Origin of the sequence: Halorubrum sp. SD690R (assembly GCF_005435035.1) — an archaeon.
Classification (GTDB): domain Archaea; phylum Halobacteriota; class Halobacteria; order Halobacteriales; family Haloferacaceae; genus Halorubrum; species Halorubrum ezzemoulense.
In genome coordinates this window covers 11,979-30,114 of record NZ_SGTV01000012.1, presented here as the reverse complement: position 1 = coordinate 30,114, position 18,136 = coordinate 11,979, and the positions used below count along the sequence as shown (strand labels likewise).

The 18,136-nt window shown below is 71.3% G+C and carries 17 protein-coding genes; 11 read left to right on the top strand and 6 right to left on the bottom strand.

Going from position 1 to position 18,136, the window contains the following annotated elements; genetic code table 11:
* The first annotated feature begins 20 nt into the window (after positions 1-20).
* The gene (locus EXE41_RS09155; protein WP_086215447.1) at positions 21-2,741 is read left to right on the top strand and encodes an AAA domain-containing protein; all 2,721 of its coding nucleotides are present in this window, start codon (positions 21-23) and stop codon (positions 2,739-2,741) included.
* 9 nt (positions 2,742-2,750) lie between these two features.
* Here the strand turns inward: EXE41_RS09155 and EXE41_RS09150 are convergent, their stop codons facing one another.
* Both EXE41_RS09150 and EXE41_RS09145 read right to left on the bottom strand, forming a co-directional pair.
* Positions 2,751-3,455: a DUF47 domain-containing protein gene (locus EXE41_RS09150; protein WP_089308165.1), complete on the bottom strand. Its 705-nt coding sequence runs from the start codon at positions 3,453-3,455 to the stop codon at positions 2,751-2,753.
* A gap of 106 nt (positions 3,456-3,561) precedes the next feature.
* Positions 3,562-4,623, bottom strand: coding sequence for a phosphoribosylaminoimidazolesuccinocarboxamide synthase (locus EXE41_RS09145; protein WP_137690800.1), 1,062 nt, complete (start codon positions 4,621-4,623; stop codon positions 3,562-3,564).
* A 168-nt stretch (positions 4,624-4,791) separates the two neighbouring features.
* Between EXE41_RS09145 and EXE41_RS09140 the strand changes: the two genes are divergently transcribed.
* Entirely contained in the window at positions 4,792-5,442 is a 651-nt protein-coding gene (locus EXE41_RS09140; RefSeq protein ID WP_049931708.1) for a tRNA (cytidine(56)-2'-O)-methyltransferase, read from the top strand.
* Between the two features lie 5 nt (positions 5,443-5,447).
* On the opposite strand, the gene EXE41_RS09135 is transcribed toward EXE41_RS09140, so the two are convergent.
* A complete protein-coding gene (locus EXE41_RS09135) occupies positions 5,448-6,926 on the bottom strand; it encodes an ATPase domain-containing protein (RefSeq protein WP_086215450.1) in 1,479 nt (492 codons plus the stop codon).
* Positions 6,927-6,999: 73 nt separating this feature from the next.
* On the opposite strand from EXE41_RS09135, the gene EXE41_RS09130 reads away from it, so the two are divergent.
* Positions 7,000-8,505: a PAS domain-containing protein gene (locus EXE41_RS09130; protein ID WP_137690799.1), complete on the top strand. Its 1,506-nt coding sequence runs from the start codon at positions 7,000-7,002 to the stop codon at positions 8,503-8,505.
* Between the two features lie 27 nt (positions 8,506-8,532).
* On the opposite strand, the gene EXE41_RS09125 is transcribed toward EXE41_RS09130, so the two are convergent.
* Positions 8,533-9,498, bottom strand: a complete 966-nt coding sequence (locus EXE41_RS09125) for a hypothetical protein (protein WP_086215452.1) — start codon at positions 9,496-9,498, stop codon at positions 8,533-8,535.
* A gap of 149 nt (positions 9,499-9,647) precedes the next feature.
* Between EXE41_RS09125 and EXE41_RS09120 the strand changes: the two genes are divergently transcribed.
* The 6 genes from EXE41_RS09120 (at position 9,648) to EXE41_RS09095 (ending at position 14,718) form a co-directional block, all read left to right on the top strand.
* Positions 9,648-10,172 carry a transcription factor gene (locus EXE41_RS09120; RefSeq protein ID WP_049931644.1) on the top strand — a complete coding sequence of 175 codons (525 nt, stop codon included), beginning with the start codon at positions 9,648-9,650 and terminating at the stop codon, positions 10,170-10,172.
* Complete coding sequence (locus tag EXE41_RS09115; RefSeq protein WP_086215453.1) at positions 10,172-10,867, top strand: DUF2110 family protein; 696 nt, start codon at positions 10,172-10,174, stop codon at positions 10,865-10,867. The genes EXE41_RS09120 and EXE41_RS09115 overlap by 1 nt, the downstream gene beginning before the upstream one ends.
* An 11-nt stretch (positions 10,868-10,878) precedes the next feature.
* Entirely contained in the window at positions 10,879-11,661 is a 783-nt protein-coding gene (locus EXE41_RS09110) for a DUF5803 family protein (protein ID WP_086215454.1), read from the top strand.
* 78 nt (positions 11,662-11,739) lie between these two features.
* Positions 11,740-12,438, top strand: coding sequence for a molybdopterin-binding protein (locus EXE41_RS09105; protein ID WP_137690798.1), 699 nt, complete (start codon positions 11,740-11,742; stop codon positions 12,436-12,438).
* A gap of 488 nt (positions 12,439-12,926) precedes the next feature.
* Entirely contained in the window at positions 12,927-14,066 is a 1,140-nt protein-coding gene (locus EXE41_RS09100) for an ATP-NAD kinase family protein (protein ID WP_137690797.1), read from the top strand.
* Between the two features lie 88 nt (positions 14,067-14,154).
* The gene (locus tag EXE41_RS09095; RefSeq protein WP_137690796.1) at positions 14,155-14,718 is read left to right on the top strand and encodes a maltose acetyltransferase domain-containing protein; all 564 of its coding nucleotides are present in this window, start codon (positions 14,155-14,157) and stop codon (positions 14,716-14,718) included.
* Positions 14,719-14,731: 13 nt separating this feature from the next.
* On the opposite strand, the gene prs is transcribed toward EXE41_RS09095, so the two are convergent.
* Positions 14,732-15,586: a ribose-phosphate diphosphokinase gene (gene prs, locus EXE41_RS09090; RefSeq protein ID WP_137690795.1), complete on the bottom strand. Its 855-nt coding sequence runs from the start codon at positions 15,584-15,586 to the stop codon at positions 14,732-14,734.
* 127 nt (positions 15,587-15,713) lie between these two features.
* Between prs and EXE41_RS09085 the strand changes: the two genes are divergently transcribed.
* Positions 15,714-16,370 (top strand): HVO_0476 family zinc finger protein, encoded by a 657-nt coding sequence (locus EXE41_RS09085; RefSeq protein ID WP_089308170.1) that lies wholly within the window; start codon positions 15,714-15,716, stop codon positions 16,368-16,370.
* A 659-nt stretch (positions 16,371-17,029) separates the two neighbouring features.
* Here the strand turns inward: EXE41_RS09085 and EXE41_RS09080 are convergent.
* Positions 17,030-17,758, bottom strand: coding sequence for a hypothetical protein (locus EXE41_RS09080; RefSeq protein WP_137690794.1), 729 nt, complete (start codon positions 17,756-17,758; stop codon positions 17,030-17,032).
* Positions 17,759-17,890: 132 nt separating this feature from the next.
* Here EXE41_RS09080 and EXE41_RS09075 point away from each other — a divergent pair, with 132 nt between their 5' ends.
* Positions 17,891-18,094, top strand: a complete 204-nt coding sequence (locus EXE41_RS09075) for a hypothetical protein (RefSeq protein WP_049931656.1) — start codon at positions 17,891-17,893, stop codon at positions 18,092-18,094.
* Positions 18,095-18,136 lie beyond the last annotated feature (42 nt).

Genomic DNA, 18,136 nt, shown 5'->3' with positions numbered 1-18,136 from the left:
CGGCGCCGCCGAGCGGGGACGTGAACGTTCGGGGGCCGATCGTCTCCGTCGGGGAGGCGCGGACGGTGTCGACGTCGTATGGCGAGCGCGACCTCCGCGAGGTGCGGGTCCGGCCCGACCGCGGCGCGGGCGACCCGGTCGACGTGACGCTGTGGGGGAAGTGGACAGAGGTCGCCGAACACGCGGAGCCGGGGATGGAACTGCTCGTCACCGACCCCGAAGAGGACGAGTACCGCGGGGAGACGGGGTACGCGACGACCGACGAGTCGTGGGTCGTCCTCGAACCCGACTTCCTCGTCGACGTGACCGGCATCCGGTCGTGGGTCCAGTGCCCGCGGATGTACTACCTGAACAAACTGTCGGGGATTCCGCTCAACTACCCCGTCGTCAAGGGGACCATCGTCCACGAGGTGTTCGGCGACCTGCTCCGCGGGATGGACCTCGACGAGTCGGTCGCGGAGCGCGTGGCCGAGGCGGGCCTCGAACTCGGCCTCCTCGGCTACGAGACCGCGGAGGTGGAAGACGAGGTGCGGCGCAACGCCGCCGCGGTCGAGGGGTGGCTCGCGCAGGGGACGCTCGCCGACGAGGACACGTGGCGCTCGGAGTTCTCCCTCATCTCGCCCACGTTCGGGCTGAAGGGGCGCGCGGACGCGCTCCGGCGCGGCACGCCGGTCGAACTGAAGACGGGGAAGAACACCAAGCGGGAGCCGCGGTTCCACGACAAGGTACAGGCGGCCTGCTACGCCCTCATGCTCGACGAGCGCGGCGTCGACCCGGACATCGGGACGCTGCTGTACACGAAGAACACGGCCTTGGACCGCAACGAGGAGTCGGGCGACCTCGCGCCGGCCAAGGAGTTCACCGTCGGCCGGGGGTTCCTGGAGTTCGTCGTCCGCGAGCGAAACGCCCTCGCGGCCGCCGAGTGGCGCGCGCTCAACGAGGCCGGCGAGCGCCCCGCGGTGCCGACGGGGTACGAGGCCGACGCGACCTGCAGCTACTGCTTCGAGCAGGACGCCTGTATGGTCGTCTCCGGCCGGCTCGACCAGGAGTCGAAGGCGGGCCAGATCGGGACGCCGGTGCCCGAGGAGGAGCGCGACTACTTCGACCGGTTCTACGTCGCCCTCGAAGAGGAGCGCCGCGAGACTCACGCGGAGTACCGGAAGCTGTGGGAGCAGACGCCCGAAGAGCGCGCGGCCGACGACCGCGCGCTGATCGGCTTGGAGCCGGTCGCGCAGACGGAGATCGACGACGCCCGGTGGGAGCTTCGCGCGAAGAAGCCGAGCGACGCCGTCTCGAAGCTCCGCGAGGGCGACGTGGCGCTCGCGAGCGACGGCGACCCCGTCGCCGGCCACGCGGAACTGGGCCGGATCACAGCCCTCGGGAGCGACGAGGTCGTCGTCGAGACGGACGAGTCGGTGGAGCTGCGGCGGCTCGACGTCTACCCCTCCGAGATCTCCGTCGACCGCTCGCTGACCGCGCTCCACGACGCCGTCCTGAAGGGCGATCCCGACCGCAAGGACGTGATATTCGGCCGGCGGGACCCGTCGTTCCGGGACCCGGCCGAGCGCCCACCGGGCAGCCCCGGAGCCGACGACCCGGACGCGCCCGACGCCTACATCGACAACAACGCGGCGCAGAACGAGGCGGTCGAACTCGCGGTCGACGCCGAGGACTGCGCGCTGATCCACGGCCCGCCGGGGACGGGGAAGACGTACACAATCGCCCGGACGATCCGCGCGCTGGTCGCGGAGGGGAACCGGGTGCTGCTCTCCGCGTTCACGAACCGCGCGGTCGACAACGCGCTGGAGGCGCTCCGCGACCAGGGGTTCGACGACGTGCTTCGAGTGGGAACCGAGACCGGCGTCCGCGAGGACATGCGGGACGTGCGGCTCGTCCAGCGCGGCGAGCCGAACGCGAAGGCCGCCGAGTTGCGGGACGCGCCGGTCGTCGCCGCGACGACGGCGGCCTGCGGTTCCCGCGTCATGCGCGAGTGCGAGTTCGACGTGGCCCTCGTCGACGAGGCCTCCCAGCTCACCGAGCCCGGGACCCACGCCGCCGTCAACCTCGCCGACCGGTTCGTCCTCGTCGGCGACCACGAGCAGCTCCCGCCGGTCGTCCGCGCGGAGAACGACCTCCGGACCTCGCTCTTCCAGCGGCTCATCGAGACGTACCCCGACGCGAGCGTGATGCTCGACCGGCAGTACCGGATGAGCCAGCGGATCCAGGCGTTCGCCTCCGCGGAGTTCTACGACGGCGCGCTCCGCCCCGCGACCCCCGAGGTGGCCGGGCAGACGCTCGCTGACCTCGGCGTCGACCCCGACGCGCTCGCGCCCGACCTGACCGGCGGCGTCGGGTTCGTCGACCCGGACGGCAAGCGCGACGGGAACCGGAACGTCCGCGAGGCGGAGCGCGTCGCCGCGATCGCCGACGCCTACGTCGCCGCCGGCGTCGACCCCGACGACATCGGCGTGATCGCCCCCTTCCGGGCGCAGGTCGCGGAGATCGGCCGCCGGACCGACGTGACGGTCGACACCGTCGACCGCTTCCAAGGCTCCTCGAAAGAGGTGATACTCGTCTCGCTCGTCGCGACCGGCGACCTCGACGGGCCGATATTCGAGGACCACCGGCGGATGAACGTCGCGCTCACCAGGGCGAAAAAGCAGTTGACGCTGGTGGGCGACGCCGACGCCCTCGCCACGGACCCCTTCTACGCCCGGATGCTCGACTGGGCGCGGAGGTGAGGAGCGACCCTACGACTCGTCCGCGTCGGTGACGATCCCCGGCTCCTTGCTCGCGATCACGACGATCCGGTCGGTGAGGTCCTCGATCGTGTTCGCGAGCTCGTCCAACAGGATCGCGAGCTCGCGGTAGACGAGCGGCTCCTCGATCGCGTCGTCGGCGAACGCGGTCTCGATGGCGTCGTTGCGCAGCTCGTCGCACTCGCTCTCAAGGGCGCGGATCGACTCGATCCCCTCGGCGAGCGTCTCGGTGGCGTCGGCGCGCGCGAGCCCCCTGACGAACCCCTCGACGACCTCGGCGAGGACTTCGGTCATCTCGGCGATCCGGGCGGCCATCTCGCGCATGTCGGCGAACGGCTCGACGCCCGCGGCCGGGCGCATCATGGCAACCTCCTGGACGATCCGCTCGGTGTGGTTCGCGACCACGTCCAGCTCGTTGTAGAAGTCGAGCAGCGCGGACTCGTTGAAGTTGATCCGGGTGTTCAGCAGGCCGATGTCGTCCGGCCCGGCGTCGGTGATGAGCCCGGTGAGCCCGCGGACGAGGTCGTCGCACTCGCTCTCGACGGCGGCTATCTCGTCGACCGTGTCGCGGGACGCGCCCTCGCTCGCGTACTCGTCGAGCGCCCGCGGGAGGAGGGCGACGCAGTCGTCGATCCGGTCGAGGTACGCGACCGTTTGGGTCTCGAGCCGTTCCCCGAAGTCGGCGTCGGTGGACATGTGCGAACCCACGCGCGTCGGCGGTAAAGAGGTTCCCTCGCGTGTCGCCGATCGTGAGGGTCAGGCGGTCGCACGCCGCGGATCGGCGGTGCCGCGGACCCGCGTCCTACAGCTCGGCGGCGGCGTCGAGCGCCGCCTCGACCTCCGGGGCGTCGAACCACTCGCGGTCGGTGTACGCGTTCGCGCCGGCCGCGTACAGGTCCGAGACCGCGTCCACGACCGCCGGCGGGAGCGGGTCGGGGTCCGGGTCGCAGAGCTCGCGCCAGTCGTCGATGTCGCGGTCGGCGACCGCGTCCTTCGCCTCGCCGACGGCCGCGACCCAGTCGGGGTCGTTCGCCTTGTACCACTGGCGGACGACCTCCTTCGAGATCCCGCGGCCGCCGTACGAGAACCGGTTCTCGTCGAAAGTGCCGACCACGTCGGCGACCCGGAGTTCGCCGTCGACGTAGAGGCACTCGATCTTGCCATCCTCGTGGACGAACCCGGTCGCCTCGGCGCGCTCGGTGACGACGCGGTTCACGTCGCGCGCGAGCGATTCGAGGGCGTCGACGGCGGCGGCGCCCGCGATCTCGTCGGCCTCCGCCCGGGTGAGATAGCGGTCCTGCTGCTCGTACTTCGTCGAGAACTCCACGACCGGCTCCGGGAGGTCGACCGGCTCGGCGGGCCAGTCGCCGTCGGCGAGGTCGTCGAGCCCGAGGTCGGCGGGCTCGGCGCGCTTCCGCAGGCTGGACCCGACGGGGACCCGGTTGCGGAAGACGACCTCCAGCGGGACGAGGTAGTTCCCCCCGCCCGCGGCGTGGAATGCCTCGTAGTCGTAGCCGGCGTGGGGCCCCTCGTACGACAGGTCGGGCACCTGCGTCAGGTCGATGGCCATCTCGGTGGGCGGCGCGGTCGCCTCGGCGAGGGGGACGGGGTCGAGCTCGGTCCCGTCGTCCGCGACGGTACCCGGGTCCACGACCCCGCGGTAGTGGGTCGGGACGCCCGCGTCCTCCAGTAGTTCGAAGTTGAACGCGCCCATCGCGCAGAGGCTCGCCCCCTTGTGGGGGATCGCGTCGGGCATCTGTCCCCAGTCGAACACCGAGTAGGCGTCGGTGAAGGCGAACCGACCTCGGCCGAGTCCGTCGGCGGTCGCCGGCTCGTCGACGCGGAACTCCTTGACGCTCGTCATGACTCACACCGCGACCGCCTCCCACATGAACCTTTCAGTTACGTGCGTACCTCGGACATGTTTTCCGAGGTTTGATCCACACATGTGCGGTATCTCGGTCGCGATGTGGACCGGCGCCCGCGCGCTCGCATCGAAAGCGACACCGGGATCCGCCCCCCAGTCCGGGGCATGAACGATGCGCGCGAGGTCGTCGTCCTCCGGTACGGCCACCGGCCGGGGCGCGACGACCGCATGACGACGCACGTCGGGCTCACGGCGCGGGCGCTCGGGGCCGACCGGGTGATCTTCCCCGACAACGCGGGCCAGTCGGCGGAGACGGTCCGCGACATCACCGGCCGGTTCGGCGGGCCGTTCGCCGTCGAACTGCGCGACGACCAGAAGGCGATCGTCCGGGAGTTCGACGGGGTCGTGGTCCACCTCACGATGTACGGCGAGCGCGTCCAAGACGTGGAGACGGCCGTCCGGGAGGCGGTCGGGCTCGACGAACCAGAAGCGCCCGAGGAGGCGTCACCGCCGCGCGACCTCCTCGTCGTCGTCGGCGGCGAGAAGGTGCCGTGGGCGCTGTACGAGCGCGCCGACTTCAACGTGGGCGTGACGAACCAGCCGCACTCGGAGGTCGCGGGGCTCGCCGTCTTCCTCGACCGCCTGTTCGACGGGGCGGAACTCGGCCGCGAGTGGGCCGACGCCGACCGGCGCGTCGTCCCGGAGGCGACCGGGAAGACGGTGATCGACGCGGGGACCGAAACCGACAGCGCCGGGGACGACGAGGCTGGAGACGACAGCCCCGGGAACGACCGAGCGTCCGAGCGCCGCGACTGACCCGGCTACTCTCCCGCGTCGCCGCGCTCGGCGTCTCGCTCGACGACCTCCGGAGTCCCGCTCAGGATGCCGCGGAGCCCCGACATCGGCTCGCCGACGGTGACCCCGTGCTCCGTGATCTTGAACTCGCGGATCGTCCGCTCGAAGTCGCTCGTCCGCTTTTTCAACACGCCGATTGCCTTGCGGAGCTCGCCGCCGACCTCTAGGTGCCGGAGGAAGAGGATGTTATCGGCGAGGTAGCTGATGTTCTCCATCGTCGCGCGGAACTCCCCCGTGACGTTCCGCGTCTCGTCGATGAAGAGGCCGGTGACGCCCGCGTTCTTGAGATAGCGGCCGAGCGCGTGCATCTGCTGGAGCATCTGCTCTTTCTCGCCGCGCAGGGTCAGCCGATACCCGGAGATGCCGTCGATCATGACGATGTCGGCCCCCTCCTCCTCGACCTCGTCGCGGACCATGCGGGCGAACTCCTGTGGCGACCGCTCTAACGCCTCCACCTCCGTCACCTGAAGCGTCCCCTTCGCCAGCATCTCGTCGACGGGAATGTTGACCGCGCGCGACCGGGCGAGGAACGTCTCCCGGTTCTCCTCGAACAGGTAGATCACGGAGCGTTCCCCGCGGCCCGCGGCCTCCTTCATGAACTGGGTGCTGAGCGTTGTCTTCCCCACGCCGGTCGGGCCGCTCACGATGGTGACGGTGCCGCGCTCGATCCCGCCGTGGAGCAGCTCGTCGACCTCGGGGATCCCCGACGAGACCTGCTCGAACGCCAGCTCCTCGTCCCGCGTGCCGGGCTGGAGCGCGGGAAACACCTCCATTCCCGCGTCGGTGATCCGGTAGGCGTGGTCCCCGCTTTGCGTCGACGACCCCCGGAACTTGGGGACGCTGACCGTCTTGCCGTACGCCCCCGCGTCGAGCCGGACCGTCCCGTCCGTGATGAACTCGAGGTCGTCTGTCGGGAGCGACCGCGTGTTCTGGACGGTGAACAGCACGGTCGCCCCCCTGTCTTTCAGGAACCGCATGAATCCGACCACCTGCTTGCGGAACTGGTAGTCGTCCGAGAGGAGGAACCGGAGCTGCGTCAGCGGGTCGACCACCACCCGGTCGGGGTCGACCGCCGTCACGCCCTCGACGATCCGCTCGGTCAGCGGCTCTCGCTCGACCTCCGAGGGCGCGAACACCTCGTACGACTCGTCCTCGACGAACGCGTCCGCGCCCGGGCTCAGGTCAAGGAACTCGATCGAATCGGTGTCGAAGCCGAGCGCGTCAGCGTTCGCCTTCAGGTCGCGGAGGTCCTCTTCGAGGTTGACGAAGAGCGCCGTCTCCCCCTCGTCCACGCCCCGCTGGAGGAAGTGGAACCCCAGAATGGTCTTCCCGCTCCCGGCCTGTCCGCGGACCATGTAGCTCCGCGTGGGGACGAGCCCGCCCGACAGCACTTCGTCGAGGCCGTCGACGCCGGTCGACGCCCGCTCGGATAGCGACGTTGTCATACCGTGGTACTCGCCCCCGACCGTGATATATATGGGGTAGTTCTTAGTGGCTCCCCGACTCAGATACGACGAGATGGATTCGAAGTCGGACGCGGAGTCCGGGGGCGATGACGGCGGCGGGCCCCCGGACCGCCCCGCCGGGGACGACGCCGGCCCCGCTCTCTCCCGGGCCCCCGACGGCGACCGCGCGACGGTCCTCCTCCTGATGGACGCCGACCGCGACCGCGGGCTCCTGTCCGACGCGCTGTCCGACCGGTACGCCGTTCGGACCGCCGAGTCGCCGGACGCGCTGAACGGCGAGTTCGACTGCTGTCTCCTCGACGCCAGCGCCTTCGAGGCCGCCGCGGACGCGATCGACGCTCGACGCGAGCGCGCCGAGCCCGCGTTCCTCCCGTTCGTACTGCTGGTGAGCGAAGGGTCGCGGGCGGGGCTCGGCCACGCCGCGTGGGAGCGCGTCGACGACGTCATCGAACTCCCGGTCGGACGCCGGGCGCTCGTGACGCGCGTCTCGAACTTGACCGAGCGGCGGCGGACGTCGCTCCGGTTCCGGCGGACCGTCGCGGACCTGCGGCGCAAAGAGCGGGCGATGGACGAGGCGCCCGTCGGGATCACCCTCGCGCGGGCGACCGACGGCGACGACAGCCCGCTCGTGTACCACAACCGAGAGTTCGAGGAGCTGACCGGCTACGGCGACGAGATCCTCGGCGAGGACTGTCGGTTCCTTCAGGGCCCCGACACCGGCGAGGAGTCCCGGGCGCGGATACGGCGGGCCCTCGACGAGGACCGACCGGTCGAGGTCGACATCCTCAATTATCGGGCGAACGGCCAGAAGTTCTGGAACCGGCTCTCCATCGCGCCGCTGCGCGACAAGGAGGGGAACGTGACGAGCTACGTCGGATTCCAAGCCGACATCACCGAGCGGAAGATCCGCGAGCGGCGGCTGGAGGTGATGGCCCGAGTGCTCAACCACAACCTCCGGAACAAGATGAACCTCATCGAGGGGTACGCGGACCTCCTCCGCGACGACCCCGGCGAGGAGTCGCGGCGTCGGTCGCTGGACGTCATCGCCGAGACGGCCTCGGACCTCACCGGGATCGCGGGCGCCGTCCAGACCGTCGACGAGACGGTCTCACCGCCCGGGCTCGACGCCCCGATCAACCTCCGAGACGAACTGGTCGAGCTCCGAGACCGGCTCCGCAGCCGCTACCCGGACGCGTCGGTGACCATATCGCTACCCGACGACGGACCGATAGAGACGACCGCCGTGGGCCTGCCCGTCGCCGTCTCCGAGGCGGCCGAGAACGCGGTGAAGCACAACGACGCGGCGACGCCGTCGGTCGAGGTGCGCGTCGAGCGCCGTCCGCCGGAGTGGATCGCGATCGAAGTCGAGGACGACGGCCCGGGGATCCCGGACCACGAGACGCAGGTGCTGGAGGCTGGCGAGACCTCGCTGACCCACGCGGACCGGCTCGGCATATGGCTCATGTACTGGGTCGTCGCCAAGGCGGGCGGCGAGTTCGACATCGACACCGACGGTGAGGGGACGACGGTCCGCCTGGAAGTCCCGGTGCGGCCCTGAGTCGGCCGATACACCGAGCCGCTTCCCCTACAGTGTCCGCTTCGAGCGGAGCCGCGCGAGCCGCGTCCGGGCCTCCTGCCGGCTCGTCCCGCGAACCCGCCCCGTCTCGGCGTCGGCCATGGAGACGAAGGAGAGCCGGTCGAGGAGCGGGGGCCAGTCGCCGGCGCCCGCGGCGTCACCGGCGAACGCGACCGCGTTGGCGAGCCCCTCGCGCTCCTCGCTTCCGACCCGGGCGACCAGCGCGTCCGCGGCCCGCCGCCCGCCGGCGACGGAGAGCCGATCGCCGACCGTCGCGGGGACCCACGCCGGGAGGAGCAACAGCCAACACAGGACGCCGGCGGCCGCGTACGCCCACGACGGGATGCGCTCGCGGTCCGGCTCGTACCCGTGGATCCGGTTGACGCGCCGGTCGGCGGCGGTCCGGTCGCCGCGGCGTCCCACGAGCAGCGTCGCGAGCAGCGCCGCGGTCTCGACGGCCGCCAGCGCCGGCAGCGTCGCGGTGGTGAGGAGCGCCCGCCGCGTCCGGAGCCGGACGAGCGCGTGGCGCAACGCCGCGTCGCGGTCCGCCTTCGGCAGGGCGAGCAGCCGCGTGGAGACCACCAGTCGCGCCCCGCGGTAACCGTCCGTGACGGCGACGTTCGCGGCGTCGGCGCGGACCGTGGTCACCGGCGGCGCGTCGACGCCGACCTCGCCCGCGAGGTGTTCGACGCGGTCGGCGACGAAGTCCGCGCGGCGGTCGTCTAGGTCGGCACGGGGGAGCCGCGCGATCCGCCTGTCGACGAGCGCGGGACCGAGGAGCGCGGAGAGCGCGGGGCCGACGACGACGGCCGCGAGCAGCCCGCCCGGCGCGCCGAGCGGGACGGTCCCGAGCCCGCCGGGGCCGAGCAGCGCGGCGAGCGGAACCAGCGGGACCGCCGCCAGCACGACCGGGACCGCGAGGAGCGCCAGGGCGCCGAGGGCGCGTCGCCCCCGTCCGTCGACCGAGTCTGCCATACGGGTGAGTGTGAGTCACGGCGCGTAAAGCTCTGCCGGACCCGCGGGTCCGGCGGGGGCGGCGCAGGGCCCGCTTTTCGGGCGGGCGGGACGCGTCGCGACCGCGCCTTTCGGAGGTTTTAACCGGATTCCACCACCAGTTTCCCGTAATGGCTTTTGAGGATCTACTGAACGACCCCGTCATCCAGAAGTACCTCCACGAGCTGGTGGGGCCGACGGGGATGCCGGTCGCGGCCGCGCCGCCCGACGGCGAGGTCACCGACGAGGAGCTGGCCGAGGAGCTCGGCTTGGAGCTCAACGACGTGCGGCGCGCGCTGTTCATCCTGTACGAGAACGACCTGGCGACGTACCGCCGCGTCCGCGACGAGGACTCCGGCTGGCTCACGTACCTGTGGACGTTCCACTACGACAACATCCCGGAGAACCTCCAGGAAGAGATGTACCGACTGCTCGAGGCCCTAGAGGAGCGCGAGGAGTACGAGCGCACCCACGAGTTCTACCTCTGTGAGGTGTGTTCGATCCGCTTCGAGTTCGGCGAGGCGATGGACTTCGGCTTCGAGTGCCCTGAGTGCGGCTCGCCGCTGGAGGCGATGGAGAACGACCGGCTCCGCGAGGCCATGGACCGGCGCATCGAGGAGCTGCGCGACGAGCTCAACGCGGACGTGACCGCCTGATGGTCGTCCTCGCAACCAAGTGCTACGTCGAGGGCGACGCCCGCGACCGCGCGCTCGACGGCATGGACTCGCTCGTCGCCAACGACGTCGGCGAACTCGACGTCGACTGGCAGGTGGGCGTTCGGGACGACGAGTTCGTCCAAGTGGACGTGACCGGGGAGGACGCCCCGGTCGCGCGCAACGTCCTCGGGGAGACGTGGGGCGAGGTCGTCGCCCACGACGGCGGCCTCGAAGCGGGCGAGACGTACGTCGGAACCCTCGAATCGTGGGACGACGTGGGTATCACCCTCGACGCCGGCGTCGACGTGTTCGTCCCCGCCGACGAGCTGGGGCTCGGCGTCGGCTCGCCGGAGCAGGTCGTCGAGCGGTTCGGGCTCGTCCAGCACCTCCCGGTGCGGTTCGTCTACGGCGGCGATCCGGGCGACCCGGACGCGGACCAGAGCCGGCTCGCCGACGGCGAGCGCGACCGGCTGTACGACTGGCAGCGCGGCGACGGCCGGGTGAACGTCAACTCGGCGACCCGCGGCGAGACGCGGGCGACGGTGAACCGCGCGGGCCACGCGCAGGACATCGTCACCGTCGAGCGGTTGGGACTCCTCGAACAGAGCATCGTCTGCGCGGAAGGGACCGACCCGCCGGGACTGCTCGCCGCCATCGGCTCGTACCTCCCGGCCGAGATGCGCTGCGTCGTCTAACCTGATCACACGTGAACAGACGCTTCGCGCTCGCGGTGGCGGCGATCGCTCTCCTCGCGGTCAGCGCCGGCTGTCTCGGCTACGCGACCGGCGGCGGCGAGGTGACGAACGAGACGCTCGACGCCGAGCCGCCGCACGGGTACGACTTTGACACGGACCGCGACGCCGCGTTCAACCTCACCACGGACGCCAGGTACACCGTCGTGTACGCGGTCGACGACCGGGAGGAGATCCGGCTGTACCGGCAGACGCCGTACGCCGGCGACCAGCCGCTAGAGTTCGAGGCGTTCCGCTACCAGTACCCCGACGGGGAAGTGATCACGGGCAGCGAGTTCCGCGCCCGCGGCGGCGAGATCGAGCGCACGACCGACGAGACCTGGATCCGCTTCGCCGACGACATGAGCGGCGGGAAGGCGGCCTTCGCCGGTGCCGGGTCCCCGCGACGGTTCAGCATGCGCGCGTACGTCGAGGGGTCGTACGCGGTGACGCTGCCGCCGCAGTTCAGCACGGAGGTGCCGATCGTCGGCCACGTGTCGCCGCGCGATCACGCGGTCGAGACGGTCGGCGACCGCGACCGGATCGTCTGGGAGGAGGTGACGAGCGGCTCGATCGTCGTCCAGTCGTACCGCGAGGGCGACCTCGTGGTGTTCGGTGTCATCCTCGTCATCGGCGCGGTCGCCGCGGTCGCCGGGACGCTCTACTTCCGGCGACAGCTGGAGGCGCTCCGCCAGCGCCGCCGCGACCTCGGACTGGGCGTCTACGAGGACGACGACGACGATGACGGCCTGCTCTAACGGGCGCGACCGGCCGCCGTCGTCGGGGCGTCAGCCCGCGCCGCGGTCCTTTTCTACCACGCGCCGCTTGAGACTGGTATGAACGCCGCCGTCGTCACCGTCGGGGACGAGCTCCTCGTCGGCGACACCGAGAACACGAACGCCACCTGGCTCTGCGACCGCCTCGACGCCCGCGGGGTCGACGTCCGGCGGGTGACCGTCCTTCCGGACGAGGTCGCCGAGATCGCGCGCGTCGTCAACGAGTACCACGCCGAGTACGACGCGGTGATCGTCACCGGCGGCCTCGGGCCGACGCACGACGACGTGACGATGGAGGCGGTCGCGGCCGCGTTCGGGCGCGGCCTCGAAGCGAACGCGGAGGCGACCGCGTGGCTCGCCGACCGCGGGTACAGCGGCGACGACCTCGCCGCCGAGACGACGCACCTCCCGGCCGACTGCCGACCGCTGCCGAACGAGGCCGGGGTGGCGCCGGGCGCCGTCGTCGAGTCCGTCTACGTCCTTCCGGGGGTCCCGGACGAGATGAAAGCGATGTTCGATCTGGTCGAAGACGAGTTCGCGGGGACGCCGACCCACGTGCTCACGGTCGACGTCGACGAGCCGGAGAGCGAGCTGCTCGACCGGTTCGCGTCGCTGCGCGAGCGGTTCGACGTGCGGGTCGGCTCGTATCCGGGCGAGGTCGTGACCGTGAAGATCACGGCCGAGAGCGAGGCGGAGGCCGAGCGCGCGGCGGCGTGGATCCGCGAGCGGACCGACGCGGTCGAGGAGCGGTCCGCCTGAGCGTGTAGGGAGGGCAGACGGTCGGCGGCCGAGGCGGGGCTACCGGTAGAGGTACGCGATCCACACGACGACGAGGGCGAGGCTCGCGAGCAGGATCGCGCCCGCGGTCGCGCTGATCGGCAGCGGCTCCGTCACGGCGGCTTCGAGGATCATATCTCGGCGTTGTTCTGGGGACGTCTTAAGTATTGACTCTCGGACGAGAGGGGGCAGACCGACGGACGAGCACCGCGGCAGGGGTACGAAAACGGGACCGGGAGACGTGGGCGTGTGGCAGCTACCGCGGGAGGGATCCAGTCCCGATGAGACGAGCAGGTTACCGATGGCGGGCTCGTTCCACCGGCGGTGACAACTACGAGCGGACACGTGTTGAGTGCCGTGTCCCGGTGTTGAGGGCCTTTATGTGCCGGTCCGACCGACGGTTCCGGGCGCCCGCGCGCTCCGACCCGGACGCGTCTCGCTTAAGGGGCCGGCGCGGCGAACTATTTGTCATGCACGTGGGGATCGCGGTGAACCCGGTCGCCGGGATGGGCGGCCGCGTCGGACTGAAGGGGACCGACGGGAAGGTGACCGAGGCGGTCGAGCGCGGCGCGGAGCCGCGGGCGCCGGACCGGGCGCGGCGGATGCTGGAGCGACTGGCCGCGGTGGAACCCGACGCCGCCGTCTCCGTAGCCGCGGACCCAATGGGCGAGTCGGTCGTCCGCGGGGCGGGCTTCGACCCGGCCCGCGTCGTCGACCCGTTCGACGGCGAGCCGCCGGCGTCGACGGCGACGACCGCGGCGCACACCGCGGCGGTCGTCCGGGCGTTCGCGGGGATCGACGGAGGCGGAGGGACCGGGGCTTGGGGCGACGCGACCGCCCCCGCCGACCCCGTCGACCTCGTCCTGTTCGTCGGCGGCGACGGCACCGCGGCGGACGTCGCGGCGGCGCTGGAGGGGACTGACGTGCCGATGCTCGGCGTCCCCGCCGGCGTGAAGGTGTACTCGTCGGTGTTCGCGGTGTCGCCGGAGGACGCCGCCGAGGTCGCCGCCTCGTTCTCGCGGACCGAGCGCCGCGAGGTGATGGACATCGACGAGGACGCCTACCGCGAGGGCGAGGTCCACCCGGAGCTGCGGGGTGTCGCGCACGTGCCGGTCGCCGACGACCTCCAGTCCTCCAAGCAGACGGCGAGCGGGACCGTCGAGTCGCTGGCGGAGGGGGTCGCGGCCGACATTCGCGAGCGCGACGGCGAGGGCGTCGCGTTCGTCCTCGGCCCGGGGTCGACCGTCGGCGCGATCAAGGACGAGCTCGGCTTCGAGCCCTCCCCGATCGGCGTCGACGTCTGGCGCGACGGCGAGGTGGTGGTGCGGGACGCCACGGAGGCGGAGATCCTCGGCGCGCTCGGCGAGGAGAACGTGATCGTCGTCTCGCCGATCGGCGGGCAGGGGTTCGTCTTCGGCCGCGGCAACCCGCAGGTATCGCCGGCCGTGATCCGGCGCTGCGACCTCCGGATCGTCGCCTCGCGCGCGAAGCTCGACGACGTGCGCGCGCTCCGCGTCGACACCGACGACCCCGCCCTCGACGAGGAACTGGCGGGGTGGGTTCGCGTCCGCGTCGGGAAGTTCGAGACGCGGATGATGAAGATCGTCTGAACTCCAACCCGGAGGGTCGCCGAACGCCGGCCGCGCTCGACTCCGCGGAGACGGACAGCCCTTTGTTGGTGGCTGCGCCGGAGGCCGTATGGGACGCGAGAAGGAACGGATGTTGGCCGGCGAGGCGTACGACCCCTCGGCTCCCGAGCTGGTCGCCGATCGTAAGCGCGCGCGGGACCGCTGTCGCCGGTACAACGCCACCGCGCCGACGGAGGCCGACCGCCGCGACCGCCTGCTCTCCGAGCTGTTCGGAGCCGCCGAGGGCGACGCGACCGTCGTGCCGCCGTTCCGCTGCGACTACGGCTACAACGTCGGGGTCGGCGACGGCTTCTTCGCGAACTACGGCTGCGTCGTCCTAGACGTCGCGCCGGTCGCGTTCGGCGAGAACTGCCTGCTCGGGCCGGGGGTCCACGTGTACACCGCGACGCACCCGATCGACCCCGCGGAGCGCGCCGCGGGCCGCGAGTTCGGCGACCCCGTGACCGTCGGCGACGACGCCTGGATCGGGGGACAGGCGGTGATCACGCCTGGGGTCGAGATCGGGGACAGCGCGGTCGTCGCCGCGGGAGCCGTCGTCGTCGACGACGTGCCGGCGCGGACGGTGGTCGGCGGCAACCCGGCCGAGAAGATCCGAGAAATCGACGACGAGTGACCGTTACGCGGCGTCAGTCCAGCGCGTCGGCCAGCGCCGGCGCGACGCTGACGACGCTACAGCCGCGCTCGACGGTGTCGCTGCCGAGGATCCGGTCGACGCCGGCGGCGCGGAGCTTCGTCACCGCGTTGGCGGCGAGCACCGGGTGGACGCAGGCGGTCAGCACCTGCGCCGCACCGCGGTCGGTGAGGACGGCGACCGACTCGCTCATCGTCGACCCGGTCGCGATGATGTCGTCGACGACGACCACGTCGCGGTCGGCGACGCTCGCGTCGGAGGGCGACACCGCGACGGCACCGGTCTCGCGGTCGCGGTGCTTCTCGAAGTAGTCCGTCTCGCCGGCACCGTACGCGTCGCGGACGGCCGCGGCCACGTCGGTGGCGCCCTCGTCGGGCGCGAGGAAGAGCGGGTCGGCGAGGTCGGCGGGGAGCGGGTCGGCGAGGACGCCGGCCGCGTCGACCGCCTCGACAGGGACGTCGAAGAAGTCGGCGACGGTCGACTCGTGGGGGTTGACGAGGCGGACGCGGTCGGTCCCGGTCGAGATCGCCTTCGCCATCGCGCGGGCGGAGACGGGTTCTCCGTCGCCGAAGGAGTCGTCCTGGCGGGCGTACCCCATATAGGGGACAACGGTGGTCACGTCCGTCGCGCCGGCCTCGCGGACGGCGTCCTGGAGCTGGAGCAGTTCGACCCACGCCTCGTCGGAGTCGGTCGCGGCGACGATCACGGCCTCGTCGGCGTCGAAGTCGGGCACCGCGGCGAGCCCCTCCCCGTCCGGGAACCGGTCGTAGGTCGGGGTCGCGAGCGCCCGGCCCGTCTCCGCGGCGAGCGCCGCCGCGAGCTGCTGCGAGCTGGACCCGGGTACGATCATGGGCGACCGTTCCGCGGACTCCGGTAAACCAGTTTCCTTACCGCGCGACGCCGCGCGCCACGCGAGCGCGACCCACACCGCCCCCACAGGGGCGGATATTTACGGGCGCGGCGGGTACGAGCGCCCAATGACTGACACCGAAGCCGGCGCGCGCGTCGGGCTCCCCTGCCCGTCGTGTTCGCCCGCCGAGCCGACCGTCCACGAGGTCCTCAGCCCGGGCGGGCAGGCCACCGTGCGCTGTACCGAGTGCGACCACACCCACAAGACCGAGATCCCCGAGGACGAGACCGTCGCCGTGACGGTCGTCGTCTCGCAGGACGGCGACTCGTTCACCACGACGATGGACGTGCCCGCCGAAGGCGACGTGGGCACCGGCGAGGAGTTCGTCGTCGACACCGACGAGGCGCTGATGCAGGTGCGGATCACGGGGATCGAACTCGGCCCCGAGAACCGCGTCGAGGAAGCGGACATCACGGACGTGGAGACGCTGTGGACCCGCGCGGTCGACAACGTCGCGGTCCCGGTCACGCTCCACCCGAAGGACGGGGACGCGGACCAGACCCGGTCGCTGCGAGTGAACGTCCCCGGCGACTACGAGTTCACCGTCGACGAGACGGTGGAGTTCGGCGAGGAGGAGTTCACCGTCGAGGGGCTCCACATCCGTGAGGACGCGCCCGAGTACCGCCACGAGAAACTCGACCACCCCGGCGACCTCGCCTACGCGAAGGACCTCAAGCGGATCTACGCCCGCGACGAGACGCTCGCCGCGTGGTCGGCCTGGTAGGAGACGATCACCGTACCGTCGGCCCGGTAGGAGGCGATCACCGTACCGTCGGCTCGGCGAGACTGATCGCCGATCGCTGAGTCGCCGACGGCCGCGACCACTCCCCGCGGCGATCCTCATACTAACATAAACAATTATGAAGGATACGCACGTTGCCTGTGACGTGCCACCCGTAGTACACGACTGACGCACGCTCGACGGCGGGGACGACGACCGGTCCCGGCGGTCCGAGCACGCGCGAGGCGACGCCGACCGAACAGCCCACCGACCGATCGGGTCCATCCGCTGACTCGGCCGCAACCGACGCTCCGGACGACCTTCCGACCGCCGCGGAGGCTGTCGCGCAGGCGGCGGGGACGTTCGACCCGTCGGACACCCGGCGGATCGCGAACGGGACCGACCGCTGGAACGAGTACGCCGGGTCGTCGCACTGACGGCGCGGCCGGAGCCTTTTATTCAACGGCGCGACTACCGACGAGCGGCCGATGACGAATCACCGCTCCGAGCCGGACTCGGCACCCGGCGACGACGAGCCCTATGAGTGCCGAGGCCAGCCTTTCCGTCCGTACAGTTCGACTGGAGACGACCGCGAGTGAACCACGCTCACAGCCGCCGAGAGTGCGGCGCCGCGATGACGACGGGAGTAGCCTGACGACCGACTACGGCGGCGTCGCGTCGTCGACGGCGTCCGCGAATAGTCCGAGGAAGCCGCCGTCGTACTGTTCGTCGGCGTGATCCACGTTCCAGAGTCCCGACTCGCGGATCGCACGGCTCCGGCTGTGTCGCCCGATCCAGTCGGTCCGCCGGGGATCGACCGGCTCCCGATCGAAGTTGCTCAGGAGGGCGATAGCGTTCCGTTCGAGAACGCACCGGTCGCTATCCGCGCCGGGTTCGTCGTCGAGGGGCACCCAGAGGAACGGCTGTTCGCGGACGAACGCGCTCACGCGCCGTTCGAGGGCGTACTCCTCGTCGCGGACCGCTGCTCGCTCGCGGTCGACGCCCGACCACCGCTCGTCCCAGTCGGGGTAGTCCTCGCGGAGGCCGTACTTCTCGATGATCGCTTCACCGACGCGCTTGCGATATACGGACGCGCGGTGAGCGCCGCCGTGAGGATGGTTTGAGCTTCCGCTACCCGTGCCGTAGTGCTGTTTCAGTCTGTCCCAGAGGGTCGTGCTGCTCCCCGCGGACACCGCGTGCGTCCCCACGCGGGTGACGCGTGACTGGTCGGTCGAAGCGCGCGTTTCGCCCGGGGCGAGGAAGAAGTAGACGCCCCGGTCGGGCCAGTCCATGTACCCGGTACACTCCTTGAGCTTCCGCGGTCCGCCGACCCGGCGCGCGAGGTCGTCGAGCAGGTCGTAGAAGCGATCGAGGTCGGCCCGGCGAGTCATCCCTACGGCCCGATCGCCCCGGCGTCGAAAGAGTCTGATCACTCGACCCGGGTGGCTCGGCGCCCGGGGAACAGCGTCGCTCGGCCGCCGAGCGGACGAACCGTTTTCAGGTCGCCGCGCGAGTCGACCCCCATGGACCACCGCTGTCCGGACTGCGGCGTCACGATGGAGGAGGTCGAGTTCAGCATGGGCGACGCGTGGAACGCGCACGTCAGGACCGGCGAGAAACGGTCAGGGCTCCTCGGGAAGCTCGGCATGAACGAGCGCAAGGAGCTGACGACCGTGATGTGTCCGGAGTGCGGGCTTGTGCGTCACTACGCCGAGTTCGAGGAGTGACGCGGGGTCGGCGGGCGCCGCCGCGGACTCGCCCGTTCCGAA